The sequence below is a fragment of the Kitasatospora sp. NPDC004723 genome, from assembly GCF_040609255.1.
Classification (GTDB): Bacteria; Actinomycetota; Actinomycetes; order Streptomycetales; family Streptomycetaceae; genus Kitasatospora.
The window spans coordinates 126,243-145,842 of record NZ_JBEXJT010000013.1 but is presented as its reverse complement, the minus strand read 5'-3'; the positions used below and the strand labels follow the sequence as shown (position 1 = coordinate 145,842).

The 19,600-nt window shown below is 74.7% G+C and carries 17 protein-coding genes; 10 read left to right on the top strand and 7 right to left on the bottom strand.

Annotation, left to right across the window (positions count from 1 at the left end):
* Positions 1-39 precede the first annotated feature (39 nt).
* Together recX and rny are read left to right on the top strand one after the other, a co-directional pair.
* Entirely contained in the window at positions 40-807 is a 768-nt protein-coding gene (gene recX, locus ABZW10_RS16345; protein WP_355365263.1) for a recombination regulator RecX, read from the top strand.
* A 220-nt stretch (positions 808-1,027) separates the two neighbouring features.
* Positions 1,028-2,479: a ribonuclease Y gene (gene rny, locus ABZW10_RS16340; RefSeq protein ID WP_355365194.1), complete on the top strand. Its 1,452-nt coding sequence runs from the start codon at positions 1,028-1,030 to the stop codon at positions 2,477-2,479.
* A gap of 46 nt (positions 2,480-2,525) precedes the next feature.
* On the opposite strand, the gene ABZW10_RS16335 is transcribed toward rny, so the two are convergent.
* From ABZW10_RS16335 to ABZW10_RS16315, 5 genes are all read right to left on the bottom strand, one after another.
* Positions 2,526-4,262 carry an FAD-dependent monooxygenase gene (locus ABZW10_RS16335; RefSeq protein ID WP_355365191.1) on the bottom strand — a complete coding sequence of 579 codons (1,737 nt, stop codon included), beginning with the start codon at positions 4,260-4,262 and terminating at the stop codon, positions 2,526-2,528.
* Positions 4,263-4,396: 134 nt separating this feature from the next.
* Positions 4,397-5,248, bottom strand: coding sequence for an amino acid ABC transporter permease (locus tag ABZW10_RS16330; protein ID WP_355365188.1), 852 nt, complete (start codon positions 5,246-5,248; stop codon positions 4,397-4,399).
* A complete protein-coding gene (locus tag ABZW10_RS16325; protein ID WP_355365185.1) occupies positions 5,245-5,895 on the bottom strand; it encodes an amino acid ABC transporter permease in 651 nt (216 codons plus the stop codon). The genes ABZW10_RS16330 and ABZW10_RS16325 overlap by 4 nt, the downstream gene beginning before the upstream one ends.
* Positions 5,896-5,941: 46 nt before the next feature.
* Entirely contained in the window at positions 5,942-6,847 is a 906-nt protein-coding gene (locus tag ABZW10_RS16320) for a glutamate ABC transporter substrate-binding protein (RefSeq protein ID WP_355365182.1), read from the bottom strand.
* A gap of 119 nt (positions 6,848-6,966) precedes the next feature.
* A complete protein-coding gene (locus ABZW10_RS16315) occupies positions 6,967-7,740 on the bottom strand; it encodes an amino acid ABC transporter ATP-binding protein (protein WP_355365179.1) in 774 nt (257 codons plus the stop codon).
* Positions 7,741-8,191: 451 nt separating this feature from the next.
* Between ABZW10_RS16315 and ABZW10_RS16310 the strand changes: the two genes are divergently transcribed.
* Together ABZW10_RS16310 and ABZW10_RS16305 are read left to right on the top strand one after the other, a co-directional pair.
* Positions 8,192-8,941 (top strand): response regulator transcription factor, encoded by a 750-nt coding sequence (locus tag ABZW10_RS16310; RefSeq protein WP_355365176.1) that lies wholly within the window; start codon positions 8,192-8,194, stop codon positions 8,939-8,941.
* A 6-nt stretch (positions 8,942-8,947) separates the two neighbouring features.
* Positions 8,948-10,387, top strand: coding sequence for an ATP-binding protein (locus ABZW10_RS16305; RefSeq protein WP_355365173.1), 1,440 nt, complete (start codon positions 8,948-8,950; stop codon positions 10,385-10,387).
* A 28-nt stretch (positions 10,388-10,415) separates the two neighbouring features.
* Here the strand turns inward: ABZW10_RS16305 and ABZW10_RS16300 are convergent, their stop codons facing one another.
* Complete coding sequence (locus tag ABZW10_RS16300; RefSeq protein WP_355365170.1) at positions 10,416-11,423, bottom strand: TAXI family TRAP transporter solute-binding subunit; 1,008 nt, start codon at positions 11,421-11,423, stop codon at positions 10,416-10,418.
* A 73-nt stretch (positions 11,424-11,496) separates the two neighbouring features.
* Between ABZW10_RS16300 and miaB the strand changes: the two genes are divergently transcribed.
* The gene (gene miaB, locus ABZW10_RS16295; RefSeq protein ID WP_355365167.1) at positions 11,497-12,999 is read left to right on the top strand and encodes a tRNA (N6-isopentenyl adenosine(37)-C2)-methylthiotransferase MiaB; all 1,503 of its coding nucleotides are present in this window, start codon (positions 11,497-11,499) and stop codon (positions 12,997-12,999) included.
* Between the two features lie 95 nt (positions 13,000-13,094).
* Positions 13,095-13,793 carry a class III extradiol dioxygenase subunit B-like domain-containing protein gene (locus ABZW10_RS16290; protein ID WP_355365165.1) on the top strand — a complete coding sequence of 233 codons (699 nt, stop codon included), beginning with the start codon at positions 13,095-13,097 and terminating at the stop codon, positions 13,791-13,793.
* Between the two features lie 67 nt (positions 13,794-13,860).
* Here the strand turns inward: ABZW10_RS16290 and ABZW10_RS16285 are convergent, their stop codons facing one another.
* A complete protein-coding gene (locus tag ABZW10_RS16285; protein ID WP_355365162.1) occupies positions 13,861-14,148 on the bottom strand; it encodes an antitoxin in 288 nt (95 codons plus the stop codon).
* A gap of 138 nt (positions 14,149-14,286) precedes the next feature.
* On the opposite strand from ABZW10_RS16285, the gene miaA reads away from it, so the two are divergent.
* The 4 genes from miaA to ABZW10_RS16265 all read left to right on the top strand — a co-directional run bounded on the left by miaA (position 14,287) and on the right by ABZW10_RS16265 (position 19,461).
* Positions 14,287-15,240 (top strand): tRNA (adenosine(37)-N6)-dimethylallyltransferase MiaA, encoded by a 954-nt coding sequence (miaA, locus tag ABZW10_RS16280; protein WP_355365159.1) that lies wholly within the window; start codon positions 14,287-14,289, stop codon positions 15,238-15,240.
* 228 nt (positions 15,241-15,468) lie between these two features.
* Positions 15,469-16,023, top strand: a complete 555-nt coding sequence (locus ABZW10_RS16275) for a hypothetical protein (RefSeq protein ID WP_355365157.1) — start codon at positions 15,469-15,471, stop codon at positions 16,021-16,023.
* An 80-nt stretch (positions 16,024-16,103) separates the two neighbouring features.
* Positions 16,104-17,015: a diaminopimelate epimerase gene (dapF, locus tag ABZW10_RS16270; protein ID WP_355365154.1), complete on the top strand. Its 912-nt coding sequence runs from the start codon at positions 16,104-16,106 to the stop codon at positions 17,013-17,015.
* Positions 17,016-17,220: 205 nt separating this feature from the next.
* On the top strand, positions 17,221-19,461 hold the full coding sequence (locus ABZW10_RS16265) for an HD domain-containing protein (protein WP_355365151.1): 2,241 nt from the start codon (positions 17,221-17,223) through the stop codon (positions 19,459-19,461).
* Positions 19,462-19,600 lie beyond the last annotated feature (139 nt).

The window sequence follows — 19,600 nt, the reverse complement described above, 5'->3', positions numbered from 1 at the left end:
GAGCTGCCGGCCGGACGGCGTCGGCGCCGCTCGGCGCTGGTGGCGGAGCAGCCCCCCGGCCGGTCGGCCGGTGAGGGCGAGGGGGCCGACGGGGGCGACGGAGCGGGGGCGGCCGGTCACGGGGGTGCGGCCGCCCCCGCCCCGGCGTTCCCCGCGGAACGGCCGAGACGGCGCTCCGGCCGTACCCGGCGCGGGGGGACCGGGGAGGGCGCTGGAGGCGACGACGACGGCGCGGGCGCGGACGAGCGATCCGGCGGTGGGTCCCGGCGCGGCCGGGCCGAGGAGCCGGCCGATCCCGAGTCCCGGGCCCGGGACATCTGCCTGCGGCTGCTCACCGGCGCGGCCAAGACCCGCAAGCAGCTCGCCGACGCCCTGCGCAAGCGGGAGATCCCGGACGAGGTCGCCGAGGAGGTGCTGACCCGGCTGGAGGAGGTCGGGCTGATCGACGACGCGGCCTTCGCCCGGGCCTGGGTGGAGTCCCGGCACAGCGTGCGGGGCCTGTCCCGGCGCGCGCTGGCCCAGGAGCTGCGGACCAAGGGGGTTTCCGGCGAGCTCGCCGAGCAGGCCCTCGCCCAGCTCGACCCGGACGACGAGACCGAGGCGGCCCGCGCCCTGGTCGAGCGCCGGCTGCGGACCACCCGGGGCCTGGAGCGGCAGACCCGCACCCGCCGGCTGGTCGGCGTGCTCGCCCGGCGCGGCTACTCCGAAGGGCTGGCGTTCCGGGTCGTCCGGGAGGCGCTGGACGAGGAGGAGAGCGGTGCGGGGGAGTGGGACGGGGCGTACGGGGACACGGCGTACGAGGACTGAGGCCCGGGTCGCCCGGGGTTACCCGAGGGTTGGTCAACTGCCTGGCCAGTCTTGACCGTTTCGTAACCCGCGCCTAGCCTCGCACTCAGTGCGGGAGCACATCGATCATCCCTCGGCCACCCCCGGCCGCGCTCCCGGCCGTGCCTGCACCCGTGTGGTTCCGGGCCGGTCGCGCGACGGTCCCGGGCGGCGTGCCGCGACGGGACGGGGAGTGGGCAGCATGAGGACCGCGGTGAGCGCCGGATCGGCCGCCTCCCTGCTGGCGGTGGCCGTGCTGGCGGCCCTGGTGACGGCCTGGCTGCTGGCCCGGCGGTTCCGCGGCGCGCAGCGCCGGGCCGCCGCCGAGACCGAGCGGGCGCGGCGGAAGGCCGAGCGGCAGGCGGACCGGCTGCGCGCCGAACTCGACCGGCGCGAGGAGTGGTTGGCCGGGGAGCTGGACCGGCTGCGGGTCCGCGAGGGCGAACTGGCCGAGCGGACGGCCGAGGTGACGCGTTCCAGGGTCGAGGCGGAGGAGCTGGTCCGGCACCGGGCGGCCGAGTTGGAGCGGGCCGCCGGGCTCTCCGCGGCGCAGGCCCGCGCCGAAGTCGTCCGCGAGGCCGAGGCGCAGGCCCGCCGGGAGGCGGCGGTCACCGTCCGGGAGATCGAGCGCGCCGCCCGCGAGGAGGGCGAGCAGCGGGCCCGGGGCATCGTGGCCGGGGCGGTCCAGCGCCTGGCGGCCGAGCAGACCGCCGAGACCGCGGTGTCGGTGTTCCGGCTGCCCACCGAGGAGATGAAGGGCCGGGTGATCGGGCGCGAGGGCCGCAACATCAAGACCTTCGAGGCCGTCACCGGCGTCAATCTGATCATCGATGACACCCCGGCGGTGGTGCAGCTCTCCTGCTTCGACCCGGTCCGCCGGGAGACCGCCCGGCTCACCCTGGAACAGCTGGTCGAGGACGGCCGGATCCACCCGCTGCGGATCGAGCACGTCCACGGCCGCAGCCGTGCGGAGGTCGAACGCCGCTGCGTGCGGGCCGGTGAGGACGCGCTGCTCGCCGTCCGGGTCGGCGGCATGCACCCGGAGCTGGTCCGCACCCTGGGCACCCTGCGCTACCGGGCCTCGTACGGGCAGAACGTGCTTGGGCACCTGGTGGAGTCGGCGCACCTGGCCGGGATGATGGCCGCCGAGCTCGGAGTGGACCCGGAGCCGGTGCGGCGCGCGGCGCTGCTGCACGACATCGGCAAGGCGCTGACCCACGAGGTCGAGGGCAGCCACGCGGCGGTCGGCGCGGACTTCGCCCGGCGGCACGACGAGTCGGCGGACGTGGTGCACGCGATCGCCGCGCACCACGGCGAGGTGGAGCCGCGGACCGTGGAGGCGGTGCTGGTGCAGGCCGCCGACGCCTGCTCGGGCGGCCGGCCGGGCGCGCGCAAGGAGTCGCTGGAGGCGTACGTGCGCAGGCTGGAGCGGCTGGAGGAGATCGCCCGGGCGCACGACGGCGTGGCCGACGTCTACGCGATGCAGGCCGGCCGGGAGGTCCGGGTGATGGTCCGCCCGGAGGTGGTGGACGACCTCGGGGCGCAGGTGATCGCCCGCGAGGTCGCCAAGCAGGTCGCCGAGGAGCTGACCTACCCGGGCCAGATCCGGGTCACGGTGGTCCGGGAGAGCCGGGTCACCGAGGTGGCCCGCTAGCGGCATCCGGCCCTGCGACGCGTCGGGCCCCGCGACGCGTCGGGCCCTACGGAGCGTCGGCGCCCTGGGCGCCTGCCGGCCGGCCGGCCGACCGGGCGGCCGGGGGCTCCGGCTCGGGCCCGCCGGTGAGCGAGGCCGGTCCGCCGCGGGCCCGGTCGGCCAGCGCCTGGAGGTCCTCGGTGTCCGCGCCCTGGGTGACCCCGACCAGGTGGCCGTCGGGCCGGATCAGCAGCACGGTGTGCGGGCCGGCGCCGGGGTAGGCCTCGGTGACCAGGACCTCGGCCGGAACCGGCAGCGCGGCCGCGACCTCGGCCAGCCGGGGCATCAGCCCGGCGCCCAGCCAGTGCTCCGCGGACCAGACGGCGGTGCCGGGAGCGACCAGCAGCAGCAGGAAGCCCGCGCCGAGCCGGGCGTGCAGCTGGTCCGGGGTGCCGTCGGCGGCCAGCACCGGCAGGTCCGGGACGAGCACGCCGGCCGCGGTGGCGGGCAGCAGTTCGCTGAGCGAGGTGGCGCTGCGCGTCCCGCGCTGGACCGGCACCCGCCCGGGCCCGCCGGAAGGGGCGGCCGGGTACGCTGGGGCGCCGCCGAACCGTCCGGTGCCGAGGTGGCCGTCGGCGAGCAGCGGCGCGTGCTTGCGGAAGGAGCCGGTGAACAGCGAGCGCCGGGTCTGCGCCCAGCCGCGCAGCGGGCGCAGCAGCGGCATGGACTGGTCGACGGCGCGCAGCCGGGCGCCGACCGCGCCGCGCCGCTCGGCCTCGTAGCCGTCGAGCAGGGAGCCGCCGGGCTGCGGGCCGCCGGAGCGGAAGTGCCAGGCGAGGGCGAGCCGCCAGGCGAGGTTGTCGGCGTCGCGCAGGCCGTCGGTGAGGTTCTGCATGCCGAGGGCGCCGTGCAGATGGGCGGCGTCGCCGGCCAGGAAGCAGCGGCCGCTGCGGAACCGGGCGGCCAGTCGCTGTTGGGCGGTGTGGTCGGCGGCGGCGAGCAGGTCGAACCTCGGCAGTTCCCCGCACCAGCCGGTGAGGGTGGCGGTGACCCGGGTGAGCAGGGTGTCGCCGGTGACGATGCCGGGCCAGGTGGCGTGCGGGTCGACCGGCTCGGTGACCGCCGGCCGGCCCGGGGGCAGCCGCCAGTCGAGCCGCCAGACGCCGTGCGGCAGCGGGCGGGCGGTGGCCTCGCGGTCACCGCGCCACGGCGGCTCGCGGTGCAGCCGGGCCTCGGTGAACGGCAGGTCGACCCGGACGGTGGCGACGGCGCTGCGGTCGACGGCCGGCCGGCCGGGGAAACGGATCTTCAGCAGTTTGCGGACCGCCGAGCGGGCGCCGTCGCAGCCGACCAGGTGGCTTCCGCGCCACCGGGTCTCGGTGCCGTCCTTGGGGTTGCGGGTGAGCACGCTGACGCCGTCGCGGTCCTGGTCGAGCCCGGTGACCCGGCTGAGCGGCACCAGCCTGACCAGCGGGGTGCCGCTGAGGGCGTCCTGCAGTCCGCGCTGCAGACGGTGCTGGGGCAGGTGCAGGACGGGGGCGTCGGCGAGGTCGATCCGGAGCACCTCCTGGCGGCGGCGCCAGACGGTGAAGGCGTCCCAGCGGGCGGCGTCGGCGACGGCCCGGGGGTAGCCGATCCGGGCCAGGAAGGCAGCGGTGTCGGCGCCGAGGACGACGCTGCGCGGGCTCTCGGGGCAGAGCCCGGAGCCCTCGTCGAGGACGACGGTCGGCACCTCGTGCCGGGCGAGCGCGAGGGCCAGGGCGAGGCCGACCGGCCCGGCCCCGACCACGATCACCGGGTCCATGCCGGTCCCTCCGGGCACGGACGGGTGCCGTGGATCTCGGAGCCCGGGTCGGCCCTCAGGCTGCCGTCATATGCCGCGTGCTTGCTCCCGGGTGGTGTCACGAACAGCAATGCAACAGTTCACCTGCGTGTCCGTCAAGCAGCAGGTGAAGTGCGCCGGTTCGCGCCGCCTCGTCCACGTGCCTCGATCCACCGGGCGAGCGCGGTGAGCAGCAGGCACATCGCGATGTACAGGGGGCCGATCACCAGGACGACGGGGATGTAGGGGAAACCCGCGGCGTTCAGCGGCTGGCTGGCGATGGCCTTACCGACGAAGAGCAGCTCGTGGTAGGTGATGACGAAGCCGAGCGAGGTGTCCTTGAGCGTGACGACCAGCTGGCCGATCATCGAGGGCAGCATCGAGCGGACCGCCTGCGGGACCAGGACGGTGGTCATCACCTGGGTCTTGCGCAGGCCGAGCGCGTACGCCGCCTCGCCCTGGCCGCGCGGGACCGCGTTGACACCGCTGCGGATGATCTCCGCCTGGACCGAGCCGTTGTAGAGGGTGAGGCCGAGGACCAGCGCCCACATCGGCTGCTTGGCGAAGAACGCGTAGTAGAGGGCGACGATCAGGATCAGCAGCGGCATCGCCCGGAAGAACTGGACGAAGGAGGCCGCCGCCCAGCGCACCGGACGGTGGTCGGAGAGCTGACCGGCCGCCAGCAGCGCGCCGAGGGCGAGCGAGAGGACGGCCGCCAGCCCGAAGGCCTGGAGGGTGGAGACCAGGCCGTCGACGATCCGCTGCTGGATGGCCGTGTACTGGAAGGCGTCCCAGAGCTCGGCGTCGAACTGGCCGTTGTCGCTGAGCGTGCTGAAGACGTACCAGAGCAGCCCGGCGATCCCGAGCAGCGACAGCACGCCGAGGATCCGGTAGCGGGCGCGGGCCCGCGGGCCGGGGGCGTCGTAGAGGACGCCGGCCGTGGTCGAGCGGGTGAACAGCGAACTCATCGGGCCACCGCCAGTCGGTCTTCCAGGAAGCGGAACAGCAGGGCGACGGTCGCGCTGATCACCAGATAGGCGCAGGCCACCCAGAAGAAGATCGCGAAGATCGAGTAACCGCGCTCGGAGAAGGTCTGCTGAGCGCTGTACAGCTCGCTGACGCTGAACGCGCCGGCGATCGCCGAGTTCCTCGGCAGGGCGATGAAGACGCTGCTCATCGGCGCCATCACGGTCCGGGCCGCCTGCGGCAGGACGACCTGGGTGAGGGTCTGGCCGAAGGTCATGCCGAGGCTGCGGGCGGCCTCCGCCTGACCGAGCGGCACCGTGTTGATGCCGGAGCGCAGCACCTCGCAGACGAACGCCGCGGTGTAGCCGCCGAGCGCCAGCACCGCGAAGACGAGGTGGCTGAAGTGCACGCCGAGCGGCGGCAGGCCGAAGGTCACGGCGAAGAACAGCACGGTCAGCGGGGTGTTGCGGAAGAGCGTGACCCAGCCGGTGCCGAAGGCGCGCAGGACCGGGATCGGGGAGACCCGGAAGGCCGCCAGCAGGGTGCCCAGCAGCAGGGCGAGCAGCGCGCTGAGCGCGCTCAGCTCGATCGTCTGCAGGAAGCCGTCGCGGAACAGCGCGAAGTTGCCGTCCTCGAACAGGAAGCCCATCCGGCGGCCCTCCTCTCAGGGGTTCGTCGACTCGGGAGCGGGCGGATCAGTAGCGGTCGAGGGCCGGCGGCTGCGGCGCGGAGGAGCCGGAGAGGCCGAGGGTGGCGTCGTAGGCCTTCTTCCAGTCGCCGTTGTCCTGGTGGGCCTTGAGCGCGTCGTTGATCGCGTCGCGCAGCGCCTTGTCGTCCTTGTTCAGGCCGACGCCGTAGTTCTCCTTGGTGAAGGGCTGGCCGACGACCTTGAGCTTGGGCGCGTACTTGGAGGCGTAGCCCTTGAGGATGGCGTCGTCGGTGGTGACCGCGTCGACCTCGCCCGAGCTCAGCTTCTCGACGCAGGCCGAGTAGGTGTCGAACTGGGTGATCTTCGGCGAGTACTTCTCGATGTTCTTGATCGAGGTCGAGCCGGTGGCGGTGCAGACGTTCTTGCCGTTGAGCGAGTCCGGGCCGGTGATCGCGGTGTTGTCGGCCTTGACCAGCAGGTCCTGGCCGGCGACGTAGTACGGGCCGGCGAAGGAGACGGTCTTCTTGCGCTCGTCGTTGATGCTGTAGGTGCCGACGTAGAAGTCGATCTGGCCCTTGGAGATGGCCGGCTCGCGCTGCGAGGAGACCAGGGTCTGCCACTTGATCTGCTGCGGGGTGAAGCCGAGGTCGGCCGCGACCATCTTGGCGATCTCGATGTCGAAGCCGCTGCGGTCGTTGCTGGCGAGGTCCTCCCAGCCGAGGAACGGCTGGTCGGCCTTGGCGCCGATGATCAGCTGGCCGCGCTTCTTGGCCTCGGCCAGGACCGGCGAGTCCACCTTGACGTCGGTCTTCACGGTGTAGGTCGGCAGCGCCGGGGCGGCGGTGCCGCCGGACGAGGCGCTGCCGCCGGGCGTGCCGTCCTTGCCGCAGGCGGCGGTGGCGGTGAGCGCGACGGCACAGAGCGCGACGGCGAAGGTGCGACGGGTCCTCATGAGGGTCTCCTCGGGCTGGGCCACGGGTCAACCGGGCTGTGGCGAAGGCAGGGGGGGCGGACGGGCACACGGGTGTACGGCGGCGTCCTTGCCGCCGCGGCCGGGGACCGGCCCGGGGATCAGTGGTGCAGGATCTTGGAGAGGAAGTCCTTGGCGCGGTCGGAGCGCGGCGCGGTGAAGAAGGCCTCCGGGGTGTTCTGCTCGACGATCCGGCCGTCGGCCATGAACAGCACCCGGTTGGCGGCGGAGCGGGCGAAGCCCATCTCGTGGGTGACGACCACCATCGTCATGCCGTCGGCGGCCAGCCGGCGCATGACCTCCAGCACTTCGTTGATCATCTCGGGGTCGAGCGCCGAGGTGGGCTCGTCGAAGAGCATCACCTTCGGGTTCATCGCCAGCGCCCGGGCGATCGCCACGCGCTGCTGCTGGCCGCCGGACAGCTGGGCGGGGTACTTCGCGGCCTGGGCGCCGACACCGACCCGGTCCAGGAGCTCCTCGGCGGTCGCCACCGCCTTGTCCTTGGCGATGCCGCGGACCTTCACCTGGCCGAGGACCACGTTCTCCAGCACGGTCTTGTGCGCGAAGAGGTTGAAGCTCTGGAACACCATGCCGACCTCGGCCCGCAGCCGGGCCAGCTCCCGGCCCTCGGCGGGCAGCGGGCGGCCGTCGATGGTGATCGTTCCGGAGTCGACGGTCTCCAGCCGGTTGATCGTCCGGCACAGCGTGGACTTGCCCGAGCCGGACGGGCCGATCAGGACGACCACCTCGCCCTGGTGGATCTCCAGGTCGATGTCCTGGAGCACGTGCAGCGCACCGAAGTGCTTGTTCACATTGCGCAGGACGACCAGCGGAGCGGCGTCGGCGCGGGAGTCCTTGTCGAGGCTCGTGGTCATCGCGCCGGCTCCCTCTGGTCGGCCCCCGGGAGTGAACTCCCTTGGGCGGCAATGGTGGTAGGAATACGAGGGCCGCGACCGGCGGAGTCGCGACCCTCGGTGGGGCGACCATAGGAGGCCTGACGATGCCACGTCAGCCGATCTGAGCGGAACTTGAGGATCACGATCCGGCCACACGATCGGCGGGTGCTGTTCACCGAGGGCCGATCCGGGCACAGTGGCAGCGTCCGCGGCCGCGGCGGTCGCCGTCGCGGAACCCCCGGCGGAACCCCGGCGGGGTACCGGCGCGGGCCGGAAGCCCCCGCCGCCGGCACCGGCCGAGCCTGGCGTCCGGGTCGTCCCTGGCCCATACTGCGCAGAACCGGGGCCTGCCCGGCAGGGGGAGCCGGCGCGACCGCAGGACGGCCGCGCGAGAGACCCCCGGAGAACCGTCCGGGAGAGGAGGAGACAGATGCGACTGCTGCTCGTCGAGGACGACGAACGCGTGGCCGCCGCGCTGGTCGCGGTCCTGGGCCGGCACGGATTCCAGGTCCGGCACGCCCGCAGCGGCCACGAGGCACTGGACGCCCTGGTGCCGGACGGCAGCGATCCCTACCGGGTGGTGCTGCTCGACCTCGGCCTGCCCGACCGGGACGGCTTCGAGGTCTGCAGCCGGATCCGGGCCGGCAGCGGCGTGCCGGTGATCATGGTGACCGCCCGCGCCGACATACGCTCCCGGATCCACGGCCTCAACCTCGGTGCCGACGACTACGTCACCAAGCCCTACGACATGGGCGAGCTGCTCGCCCGGATCCACGCGGTGGCCCGCCGCGGCGCCGCGCCCGCCGCCGTCGCCCTGCCCGCGCCGGACACCGTCCCGCAGCAGCGCGGCCCGCTGGAGTCCCGCGGCATCGTGATCGACCGCGAGCGCCGCCGGGTCAGCGTCGACGGCCGGGACGTGCCGCTCACCCGCAAGGAGTTCGACCTGCTGGCGCTGCTCGCCCAGAGCCCCGGCGTGGTCTACCGCCGCGAGCAGATCTTCAGCGAGGTCTGGCGCAGCGGCTGGGAGGGCAACGGCCGCACCCTGGAGGTGCACATCGGCTCGCTGCGCACCAAGCTCGCCCTGCCCGGCCTGGTCGAGGCCGTCCGGGGCGTCGGCTACCGGCTGATACCCGAGTGCCCCGCCGCCGACACCCCGCCCCCGGCCCGCGCGGAGCACTGACCGCACGTGCGCACCCGCCTGCTCGGCATCCTGCTCGCGCTGATGCTCTGCGTCCTCGCCGCGCTCGGACTGCCGCTCGCGGCGGCCTTCGCGGCCGCCGAGCAGAGTCGGGTGGTCGTCGACCGGCTCGACGACGCGGCCCGGTTCGCCCAGGACCTGCCGACCTCCGGCCTCTCCGGCCTGGAGTCGGCGCTCAAGGGCGACCCGCGGCCCGCCCCCGGCGAGCTCAGTCGACGGCACGCGCTGGACGCCGAGGTGGCGCGCTACCACGAGCTCTATGGGGTGCGGATCGGCATCTTCCAGCGCGACGGTCTGCCGATCGCGGTGGCCCCGGCCGACTGGCGGGTGCCTGTCGACGGCTGGGCCGACCAGGCCTTCCAGGAGGCGCTGGACGGCCGGCGCAGCCACAACCCGCCGCAGGTCTGGCCGTGGACCCCGGACCGCACGCTCACCGTCGCCACCCCGGTGGTCCGCGACGGCGACGTGGTCGCCGTGGTGCTCAGCGAGTCCCCGACCGGCGCGCTGCGCGCCCGGGTGGTGCGCAAGTGGCTGGTGATCGGGGCCGGCGAGGCCGCCGCGATGATCGTCGCGGTGCTGCTCGCCGCCCGGCTAACCGAGTGGGTGCTGCGCCCGGTCCGCACCCTGGACCGGGCCACCCACGACATCGCCACCGGCCGGATGAACGCCCGGGTGGCGCCCGGCGGCGGGCCGCCCGAGCTGCAGCGGCTCGCCCACTCGTTCAACGAGATGGCCGACCACGTGGTGCTCGCCCTGGACCAGCAGAAGGCCTTCGTCGCCGACGCCTCGCACCAGCTGCGCAATCCGCTGGCCGCGCTGCTGCTGCGGGTCGAGCTGCTGGGCCTGGAACTGCCGGAGGGGCACGAGGAGGAGCTCGGCGGGGTCCGCGAGGAGGGTGCCCGGCTGGCCCGGGTGCTGGACGACCTGCTCGGGCTGGCCACCGCCGAGCACGCCCGCCCCGAACCCGAGCCCACCGACCTGGCCGCGCTCAGCCTGGAGCGGGTGGACGCCTGGCGCCCGCTGGCCGGCAGCCGCGGGATCGAGCTGGCCTGGGAGGGGCCGGCGCTGGCCCTCGGCCTGGCCGACCCGATCGGCTTCGGCAGCGCGCTGGACGCGGTGCTCGACAACGCGCTGAAGTTCGGTCCCGAGGGGAGCCGGGTGCGGGTGCTGGTCGCCGCGCGGCGCGAGGAGGCCGCGGTGACCGTCTCGGACCAGGGCCCCGGCCTCACCGAGGAGGAACTGGCCCGGGCCGGTGACCGCTTCTGGCGCAGCACGCGCCACCAGAACGTGGACGGATCGGGCCTCGGCCTGTCCATCGCCCGCACCCTGCTCCAGGCCGCCGGCGGCTCGCTCACCTTCGGCACCGCCACCCCGTCCGGCCTCGCGGTCACCCTCGCGGTGCCCCGGGCGGACCGCAAGAAGCCCTAGCGGCCGGGCTCCTCCTGGCGGCCGGGCCTCAGGGCTTCACCGAGCGGTAGTAGCGGGCCGCGCCCTCGTGGAGCGGGAGCGGGTCGGTGTAGACGGCCGTGCGCAGGTCGACCAGCTGGGCGGCGTGCACCTGGGCGCCGATCTGGTCGCGGCTGTCGATCACCGCCCGGGTCATGCCCTGGACCAGGTCGTCGTTCACATCGGACCGGGTGATCAGCAGATTGGGCACGGCGACGGTGGCGACCGCGTCCTGCGGTACGGCGTCGGGGTAGGTGCCCTTCGGCATGGTGGCCGCCCGGTAGGCGTCCGTTCCGCCGCCCTCGACCAGGTGGATCGACTCGGTGAGGTCGCCCAGCGGCACGATCCGGATCCGGACCTGCTCGGACAGCGTGGTGAGCGCGCTGGTCGGCAGCCCACCGGACCAGAAGAAGGCGTCCAGCTTCCCGGCCCGCAGCTCGTTCGCCGCGTCGCCGATGCCCAGGAACGCCGGCTTGATGTCGCGGTCCGGATCCAGCCCGGCCGCCGCCAGCAGCCTGCGGGTCACCAGGTTCACGCCGGAGAGCGACTGGCCGACGCCCACCCGCAGGCCCTTGAGGTCGGCGGCGCGGAGCACCGGGGAGCCGGCCGGCACGATCAGCTGCAGGTAGTCGTCGTAGAGCCGGGCGATGGCCCGCAGCTTCTCCCGGCCGGGGCCGGTGTACTGGGCCACGGCGTCGGCGGTGGCGATGGCGAAGTCGTCCCGGCCGGTGGTGACCCGGGCCAGGTTGTCGAGCGAGCCCTCGGAGTTGTCCAGCTCCAGCCGCACCCCGGGCATGGTCCCGGCGAGGTGGGGGACCAGCAGCTGCCCGTAGCGGTCGTAGACGCCCTGCTGGACGCCGGTGGCCAGCCTGGTCGTACCGCGCGGGTAGCGGGCCGAGCCGCCCGCCGACAGCCACCAGCCGCCCAGGCCGCTGAGCACCAGCACCAGGGCCAGCACGATCCGCCACAGCGGCCGGCGGGCCGCGGCGCGCAGACGGGAGGGAGTGCCGGGATCCATGGAAGGGATAGTGCCAGGCGCACCGGTGGAACGGGAGGGAAAAGTCGTTCGCGGCTGCCCGTACCCTGGTTGGGTGAGCGGTGACAGCGGATCGAAGAGCTACAAGGTCGTCACGTACGGCTGCCAGATGAACGTCCACGACTCCGAGCGGCTCTCCGGGCTGCTGGAGGACGCGGGGTACGTCAAGGCGGGGCAGGACGGCGACCCCGACCTGGTGGTGTTCAACACCTGCGCGGTGCGGGAGAACGCCGACAACAAGCTGTACGGGAACCTCGGCCAGCTGGCCCCGGTCAAGGGCCGCCACCAGGGCATGCAGATCGCCGTCGGCGGCTGCCTGGCGCAGAAGGACCGCGACACCATCGTCCGCAAGGCGCCCTGGGTCGACGTGGTCTTCGGCACCCACAACATCGGCCACCTGCCGGCCCTGCTGGAGCGCGCCGCGGTCGAGCGGAAGGCCCAGGTCGAGATCCTGGAGTCGCTGGAGACCTTCCCCTCCACGCTGCCCACCCGCCGCGAGTCCGCCTACGCCGCCTGGGTCGCGATCTCGGTCGGCTGCAACAACACCTGTACCTTCTGCATCGTCCCCGCGCTGCGCGGCAAGGAGGAGGACCGCCGCCCGGGCGACGTCCTCGCCGAGATCGAGGCGCTGGTCGACGAGGGCGTCATCGAGGTCACCCTGCTCGGCCAGAACGTCAACGCCTACGGCTCCGACCTGGGCGACCGCGAGGCCTTCTCCAAGCTGCTGCGCGCCGCCGGGCAGGTCGAGGGCCTGGAGCGGATCCGCTTCACCTCGCCGCACCCGCGCGACTTCACCGACGACGTGATCGCCGCGATGGCCGAGACCCCGAGCGTGATGCACCAGCTGCACATGCCGCTGCAGTCCGGCTCCGACCGCGTCCTCAAGGCGATGCGCCGCTCCTACCGGCAGGAGCGTTTCCTCGGCATCATCCGCAAGGTGCGGGAGGCGATGCCCGACGCGGCCATCTCCACCGACATCATCGTGGGCTTCCCGGGCGAGACCGAGGAGGACTTCGAGGAGACCATGAAGGTCGTCCGCGAGGCCCGCTTCACCAACGCCTTCACCTTCCAGTACTCCAAGCGCCCCGGCACCCCGGCCGCCGAGATGGACGACCAGATCCCGAAGGCGGTCGTCCAGGCCCGCTACGACCGGCTGATCGCCCTCCAGGAGGAGATCTCCTGGGAGGAGAACAAGAAGCAGGTCGGCCGCACCCTGGAGATCCTGGTCGCCGAGGGCGAGGGCAAGAAGGACGACCGGACCGACCGGCTCTCCGGCCGCGCCCCGGACAACCGCCTGGTGCACTTCAGCCGGCCCGCCGAGCCGGTCCGCCCGGGCGACATGGTCACGGTGGAGATCACCTACGCCGCCCCGCACCACCTGCTGGCCGAGGGCCCGGCTCTCGCGGTGCGCCGCACCCGGGCGGGCGACGCCTGGGAGAAGCGCCAGGCCAAGCCCGCCGCCAAGCCGGCCGGCGTGATGCTGGGCCTGCCGTCGATCGGCGCCCCGGCGGCGCTCGCGCCGGCCGCCCCGGCCGGCGGCGCCTGCTGCGGGGACTGACCCGCCGCGGGGAGCGACCCGCTCGTCCGTGAACGGCCCGGTGGGACTCCGCAGTCCTGCCGGGCCGTTCCGCGTTCTTGGTTAGAGTGATCCACATGCTGGTTGCCGCCGCCGTGTGCCCCTGTCCGCCGCTGCTCGTCCCGGAGGTCGCCGCCGGGGCGGCGGCCGAGCTGGAGCCCTTGCGCGCGGCCTGCGACGAGGCGCTCGGGGTGGTGCTCGCGGCCGGGCCGGAGCTGCTCGTGGTGGTCGGCACCGGGCCGGAGGCCGAGGTGTGGACCGAGGGCGGGGCCGGTTCGTTCCACCGCTTCGGCGTGCCGCTGGTGGCCGCGCTGCCGGGCGGGCGGGCCGAGGGGCCGGAGCTGGCGCCCTCGCTGACCGTCGGCGCCTGGCTGCTCGGCCGGGCCGGGGTGACGCTGCCGACGCACGCCTGCGCGGTGCCGGCCGACGCGCCCGCCGACCGGATGCTCGGGCTGGGCCAGGGCCTGGCCGGGCTGGCCGACCGGGTCGGACTGCTGGTGATGGGGGACGGCAGCGCCTGCCGGTCGCTGAAGGCGCCGGGCTACCTGGACGAGCGCGCCGAGGGCTTCGACGCCGGGCTCGCGCGGGCGCTGGGCTCGGCGGACACCGCGGCGCTGGCCGCCCTGGACGTGGCACTGGCCGCCGAGCTGCGGGCGGAGGGCCGGGCGCCCTGGCAGGTGCTGGCCGGCGCCGCCGAGGGCGCCGGCCTCACCGCGAGGCTGGGCTACCAGGACGCGCCGTACGGCGTGGGGTACCTGGTCGCCTCCTGGAGCTGAGCCCTCCCTGAGCCCTTCCCGAGCCTTCCCGAAGCCGGATCGGGCGGGCCGGGCCGGGCGGGCCGGGTCAGGCGGGCGGGGTGGTGCCCGAACCGGTGCCGGCGTCCGTGCCGGGGGCCGAACCGGGGTCCGTGCCGGGCTCCTGGGGCTTGTGGGCGAAGTCGTCCACGGCGCCCTTGGCCTTGCTGGTGCCGTGCTCGATCTTCTCCGTGTACTTGCCCTTGGTGGCCTTGTCGATCGCGCCGCCGGCCTTCTCCACCGCGCTCCCGATCTGGTCGCTGTGCTTGCCGGCGAACTCGCTGGCCTTGTCCTTGAGCTCTTCGGCCTTGCCCTTGAGGTTGTCCATCAGACCCATGGCGCCTCACCTTTCCTCTGCTGTCTCTCTCACAACGTCCGTCAGGGCGGAACCGTTCGCAACGGGACGGTCCGGTGGAAACCGGGTGCGACCGGCCGGGCGGACCGGCCGGTCCGCGTTCCCTGGCAGACTTGACCGGTGAGCAGCTCCACCACCGCCCAGTCCCCCCGCGTCGTCTCGGTCGTCGGCGCGACCGCCGCCGGGAAGTCCGACCTGGCCGTCGCCCTGGCCCGCGCCCTCGGCGGCGAGGTGATCAACACCGACTCGATGCAGCTCTACCGGGGCATGGACATCGGGACGGCCAAGCTCACCGAGGAGGAGCGCGGCGGTGTCCCGCACCACCTCATGGACATCTGGGACGTCACCGAGGCCGCCAGCGTGGCCGAGTACCAGCGGCTGGCCCGGGCCGAGATCGACCGGCTGCTCGCCGCCGGCCGCACCGCCGTCCTGGTCGGCGGCTCCGGCCTGTACGTCCGGGCGGCGATCGACGAGATGGAGTTCCCGGGCACCGACCCGGCGGTCCGCGCCCGGCTGGAGGAGGAGCTGGAGCGGGTCGGCCCGTACGTGCTGCACGGGCGGCTGGCCGGGCTGGACCCGGCCGCGGCGGAGGCGATCCTGACGAGCAACGGCCGGCGGATCGTCCGGGCGCTGGAGGTCATCGAGATCACCGGGCGGCCGTTCACCGCCAGCCTGCCGAGCAACACCGCCGTGTACGACGCGGTGCAGATCGGCGTCGCCGTGCCGCGCCCCGAGCTGGACGAGCGGATCACCCTGCGGGTGGACCGGATGTGGCGGGCCGGGCTGCTGGACGAGGTGCGGGAGCTGGAGGCGGTGGGGCTGCGCGAGGGGCGGACGGCCTCCCGGGCGCTCGGCTACCAGCAGGTGCTGGACCACTTCGCCGGCGAGTGCACGGAGGACGAGGCGCGCGCCGAGACCGTCCGGGCCACCAAGCGCTTCGCCCGCCGGCAGGAGTCCTGGTTCCGCCGGGACGACCGGATCCACTGGCTCGCGCGGCCGGCCGGAACCGACCCGGTGGAGCTGCTGGACCGCTCGCTGGAGCTGATCGACCGTCAGGAACTCGCCGTCCGGTAGGCGCTTTCCGGCCATCGGGTGGTGCAGTTGCGCGCGCAGACGGGCGTGCAGGACGGCATGGCGGTCACGGCCGGATCACGTGATGGCCACGGATCACCCGTCGGCCCCGGTCAGGCCCGGAACGCCCCTCTGGACATGCCATCATCGATGTCATAAGGGTCGGCCCGGGCGGGTCGACCGTGCCCGGCCGCGAGTCCGCACTCGTGTCGAACTGTCAGGGGAGGCCGCGTGTCCACGGGTACCGGCCCCGAAACCGGCCAGAGCGCCAGGCCCGCCAACGGCGCGCCCGGCAGCAGCGGTGGCGGCAGCGCCACGGCACAGGCCGGCGGTCTCGACGCCTCGACGCTGCCCGACCTGCCGGTGCTGCCCGGCCTCGACGTGCCCACCTCCTACGCGGTCGCGCTGCCGGCCCTGGACACCCGCGCCCCGGCCGGCGCGGTGCACGAGCGGGAGATCCGGCCGCGCCGCCGGCTCCGCTGGTGGCAGATCCTGCCGATCGCCCTGGTGGCCACCGCCGGCTCGCTGATGTTCGCCTTCCCGCTGGCCTTCGGCTCGGCCGGGACCGGCTCGGCGATGGTCGGGATGCTCGGCCTGCTGCTCACCGCGGCCTCGCTCGGCTGGGGCGCGATGGCGGCCCGGCACGCGGGGTACAAGTGGCCCGGCCTGCCGCGCCGCGGCACCGGCGAGCGGGCCGGCTGGAAGGCGATCGTGGTCTACACGCTGATCGTGCTGGCCGCCGCGGCGCTGGCCCTGTACCGGGTCGTCCGGCTCTCCGGGAGATAGCCCTCCGGGACGGGGGCCGGGAGGGCCCGGGGCCGGAACCGGAAGGCGGCGGTCCACCGCGCCTCGGTACCATCGGGAGGGTGACCGCATCCTCCGCGCAGCCCGTCGGCCTCCCCTTCCTCAAGGGGCACGGCACCCAGAACGACTTCGTGATCGTCCCCGACCCCGACGGCCGGCTGGCCATCGGCCCCGAGGCCGTGGCCGCGCTGTGCGACCGCCGGGCGGGCATCGGCGGTGACGGGCTGCTGCGCGTGGTGCGCTCCGCCGCCGACCCGGTGGCGGCCGACCAGGCCGACCGCGCCGAGTGGTTCATGGACTACCGCAACTCCGACGGCTCGATCGGTGAGATGTGCGGCAACGGCATCCGGGTCTTCGCCCGCTACCTGGTCGAGGCCGGGCTGGCGAAGCCGGGCGAGCTGCCTGTGGCCACCCGGGCCGGCCTGCGGACCGTGCGGGTCGCCGAGGACGCCGAGGACGGCACGCCCGGCGAGATCACCGTCGACATGGGGCAGGCGAAGCTGCCCGGTCCGGACGCGATCGAGGTGACGGTCGGCGGGCGCAGCTGGCCGGCCCTGAACGTCAACATGGGCAATCCGCACGCGGTCGCGTTCGTCGAGAGCCTGGACCACGCCGGCGATCTGCTGAGCGCGCCGCCGGTGAGCCCCGAGGGCGTCTACCCGGAGGGCGTCAACGTCGAGTTCGTGGTGGACCGGGGTCCGCGGCACGTCGCGATGCGGGTGCACGAGCGCGGCTCCGGCGAGACCCGCTCCTGCGGCACCGGCGCGTGCGCCGTCGCGGTGGCCGCCGCCCGTCGGGACGGTGTGGACCCGGCGGTCACCGGCGAGGCGGTGACGTACACGGTGGACGTGCTGGGCGGCCGGCTGACGATCACCGAGTACCCGGACGGCCGGGTGGAGAAGACCGGGCCGGCGGTCGTCGTCGCCCGCGGCGAGCTGGCCCCGGCCTGGTCGGCGCTGATCCGGGAGGCCTGACCCGCCGTCATTCGCCGTTGCCCGCCCGGCTGGGCGGGCCGGTGGTGCGACAGCCCCGCGTTTCCCCAATTCGTACGGGATCGAATCCCCCCGTTCGGGTGATACCACTGACGGACGGGAAGCGGGGCCTCGCGGAACGTGCTCTGCTCGGTAGCATGGACCACCGGGTCGGCCCACGCCCCCGGTACTGCTGCCGGAGGTGCCGATGACCATCGAAGCCGGGCAGCCCCTGGCGGGGCAGCCGACGTCCGCACGGCAAGCCGGGCCCAGACGCCCGCTCGGCGGGTTGGGCCGGGCCGCGCTCGGCCGGGCCGGCCGGGCCGCGCTGCTGGCCACCGGCCGCCCGCCGGTGCCGGACGCCCTCGAACCGCTGGTCCAGGCGCACCGCCGGCACCATCCGCAGGCCGACCTCGGCCTGCTCGGCCGCGCCTACCGGCTGGCCGAGGCGAGCCACCGCGGCCAGAAGCGCAAGAGCGGCGAGCCGTACATCACCCACCCGCTGGCCGTCACCGTGATCCTGGCCCAACTCGGCGCCGGGACGACCACCTTGGTCGCCTCGCTGCTCCACGACACGGTCGAGGACACCGAGTTGACGCTGGAGCAGGTGGCCGAGGAGTTCGGTCCCGAAGTCGCCTACCTGGTCGACGGGGTGACGAAGCTGGAGAAGGTCGACTTCGGCGCGGCGGCCGAGGCGGAGACCTTCCGCAAGATGCTGGTCGCCACCGGGGACGACGTCCGGGTGATGGTCATCAAGCTCGCCGACCGGCTGCACAACATGCGCACCATCCGGCACATGAAGCCGGCCAGCCAGGTCCGGATCGCCAAGGTCACCCGGGACGTGCTGATCCCGCTGGCCGAGCGGCTGGGGATCCAGGTGCTCAAGGCGGAGCTGGAGGACATCGTCTTCGCCACCCTGCACCCCGAGGAGCACGCCCGCACCCGCGCCCTGCTGGGCCGGCACGAGGCCGGTCCGGACACCCTGCTGGCCCCGTTCGCCCACAGCCTGGCCCGTCAGCTCGCCGAGGCCGGGGTCGCCGCCGAGGTCACCGTCCGTCCCCGGCACTGCGTCTCGCTGCACCGGGTGCTGCTCAAGCGGGCCGCCGCCCCCGGGCCGGACGGCAAGCCGCAGGGGCCGCAGCCGGCCGACTTCGGGCGGCTTCTGGTCGTGGTCGAGGAGAACGCCGACTGCTACGCGGTGCTCGGCGAGCTGCACACCTGCTGGACGCCGCTGCCCGGGGAGTTCAAGGACTTCGTGGCCGCGCCGAAGTTCAACCTCTACCAGTCGCTGCACACGGCGGTGGCGCTGGCCGGCGGCGAGGTGGTCGAGGTGCTGGTGCGCACCCGGCGGATGCACGAGGTCGCCGAGACCGGGGTGGTCGCGCTCGGCGACCCCCGGCAGCCCGGGACCGGTGGCGAGCAGGGCCGGGACGAGCTGGACCGCACCGACCCGGCCCGGCCCGGCTGGCTCTCCCGGCTGCTGGAGTGGCAGCAGGAGACCCCGGACCCGGACGCCTTCTGGTCCGCGCTCACCGCCGACCTGGCCGGGGACCGCGAGATCACAGTGGTCACCGAACGCGGCGAAACGCTTCAGCTCCGGGCCGGCGCCACCTGTGTGGACGCCGCCTACCTGCTCGGCGAGGAGACCGGCCACCGCTGCATCGGGGCCCGGGTGAACGGCCGGCTCGCCGCGCTCTCCACCGTGCTCCACGACGGCGACCGGGTGGCCGTCCTCACCGAGGAGGCCGCGGGCCCGGCGCCCGAGTGGCTCGCGCACGCCCGCACCCCGGGCGCCCGGCTCGCCATCGAGCGCTGGCTGGCCGACCACGCGCCCCGCCGCCCGGTGGTGCGCACCGGCCCGTCCGCCGGGCAGCCCGCGCCGCCCGACCGCCCGGTCGCCGCCGGCCGCCGGGCCGCCCCGGTCACCGTGGCCGGCCGACCCGGGGCGCCCGTCCGGCTGGCCCGCTGCTGCACCCCGGTACCGCCGGACGAGATCGTCGGCTACCCGATCCGCGCCGGCGCGGTCGCCGTGCACCGGGCCGGCTGTCCGGCGGGGGAGCGGATGCGGGCCGACGGACGCGGCGCCCTGGAGGTCCGCTGGCGGCCCGGCGGCGCCCCGGCGGCGGGCTTCCGGGCCACCCTGCGGGCCGAGGCGCTGAACCGGCCCCGGCTGCTGGCCGACCTGACGGCCGCGATCTCGGCGGAGGGCGTCGGGATCGCCTCGGCGGAGGTGGAGCCGCCGCAGGAGCTGCGGGTGCGGCACACCTACACCGTCGAGCTGCCGGACCCGGCCGCGCTGGCCGCCGTGCTGCGGGCCATGCTGCGGGTCTCCGGGGTGTACGACGTGGAACGCCCGTACGCCCCGGCGGGCGGTGGTCCGGGCCGCGCCCCCGTCGCCCCGGCGGGCGACCCGGCGGAGGCGCCCGGGCCCCGGCGGAAATCCGGGTGACCCGCACGACCCCGGCGTGCGACCATCATGGGGAATTCACGGCCGGACCGCGGCGTTGACCGGGCGGAGGAGTCTCAGCCCGTCCCGCGGCCCCGAGGGGTAGCTCACACCTCGCCCGAGTGCTAGACGGGGCGGCAGC

What these genes read in the sequence shown, in the direction of transcription:
- ABZW10_RS16325 (WP_355365185.1), bottom strand. Translation starts at nt 5,895, where the DNA reads ATGGGCTTCCTGTTCGAGGACGGCAACTTCGCGCTGTTCCGCGACGGC.
- ABZW10_RS16300 (WP_355365170.1), bottom strand. Translation starts at nt 11,423, where the DNA reads ATGGATCCCGGCACTCCCTCCCGTCTGCGCGCCGCGGCCCGCCGGCCG.
- ABZW10_RS16265 (WP_355365151.1), top strand. Translation starts at nt 17,221, where the DNA reads ATGACCATCGAAGCCGGGCAGCCCCTGGCGGGGCAGCCGACGTCCGCA.
- ABZW10_RS16310 (WP_355365176.1), top strand. Translation starts at nt 8,192, where the DNA reads ATGCGACTGCTGCTCGTCGAGGACGACGAACGCGTGGCCGCCGCGCTG.
- ABZW10_RS16290 (WP_355365165.1), top strand. Translation starts at nt 13,095, where the DNA reads ATGCTGGTTGCCGCCGCCGTGTGCCCCTGTCCGCCGCTGCTCGTCCCG.
- ABZW10_RS16315 (WP_355365179.1), bottom strand. Translation starts at nt 7,740, where the DNA reads ATGACCACGAGCCTCGACAAGGACTCCCGCGCCGACGCCGCTCCGCTG.
- rny (WP_355365194.1), top strand. Translation starts at nt 1,028, where the DNA reads ATGAGGACCGCGGTGAGCGCCGGATCGGCCGCCTCCCTGCTGGCGGTG.
- ABZW10_RS16320 (WP_355365182.1), bottom strand. Translation starts at nt 6,847, where the DNA reads ATGAGGACCCGTCGCACCTTCGCCGTCGCGCTCTGTGCCGTCGCGCTC.
- ABZW10_RS16330 (WP_355365188.1), bottom strand. Translation starts at nt 5,248, where the DNA reads ATGAGTTCGCTGTTCACCCGCTCGACCACGGCCGGCGTCCTCTACGAC.
- ABZW10_RS16335 (WP_355365191.1), bottom strand. Translation starts at nt 4,262, where the DNA reads ATGGACCCGGTGATCGTGGTCGGGGCCGGGCCGGTCGGCCTCGCCCTG.
- ABZW10_RS16285 (WP_355365162.1), bottom strand. Translation starts at nt 14,148, where the DNA reads ATGGGTCTGATGGACAACCTCAAGGGCAAGGCCGAAGAGCTCAAGGAC.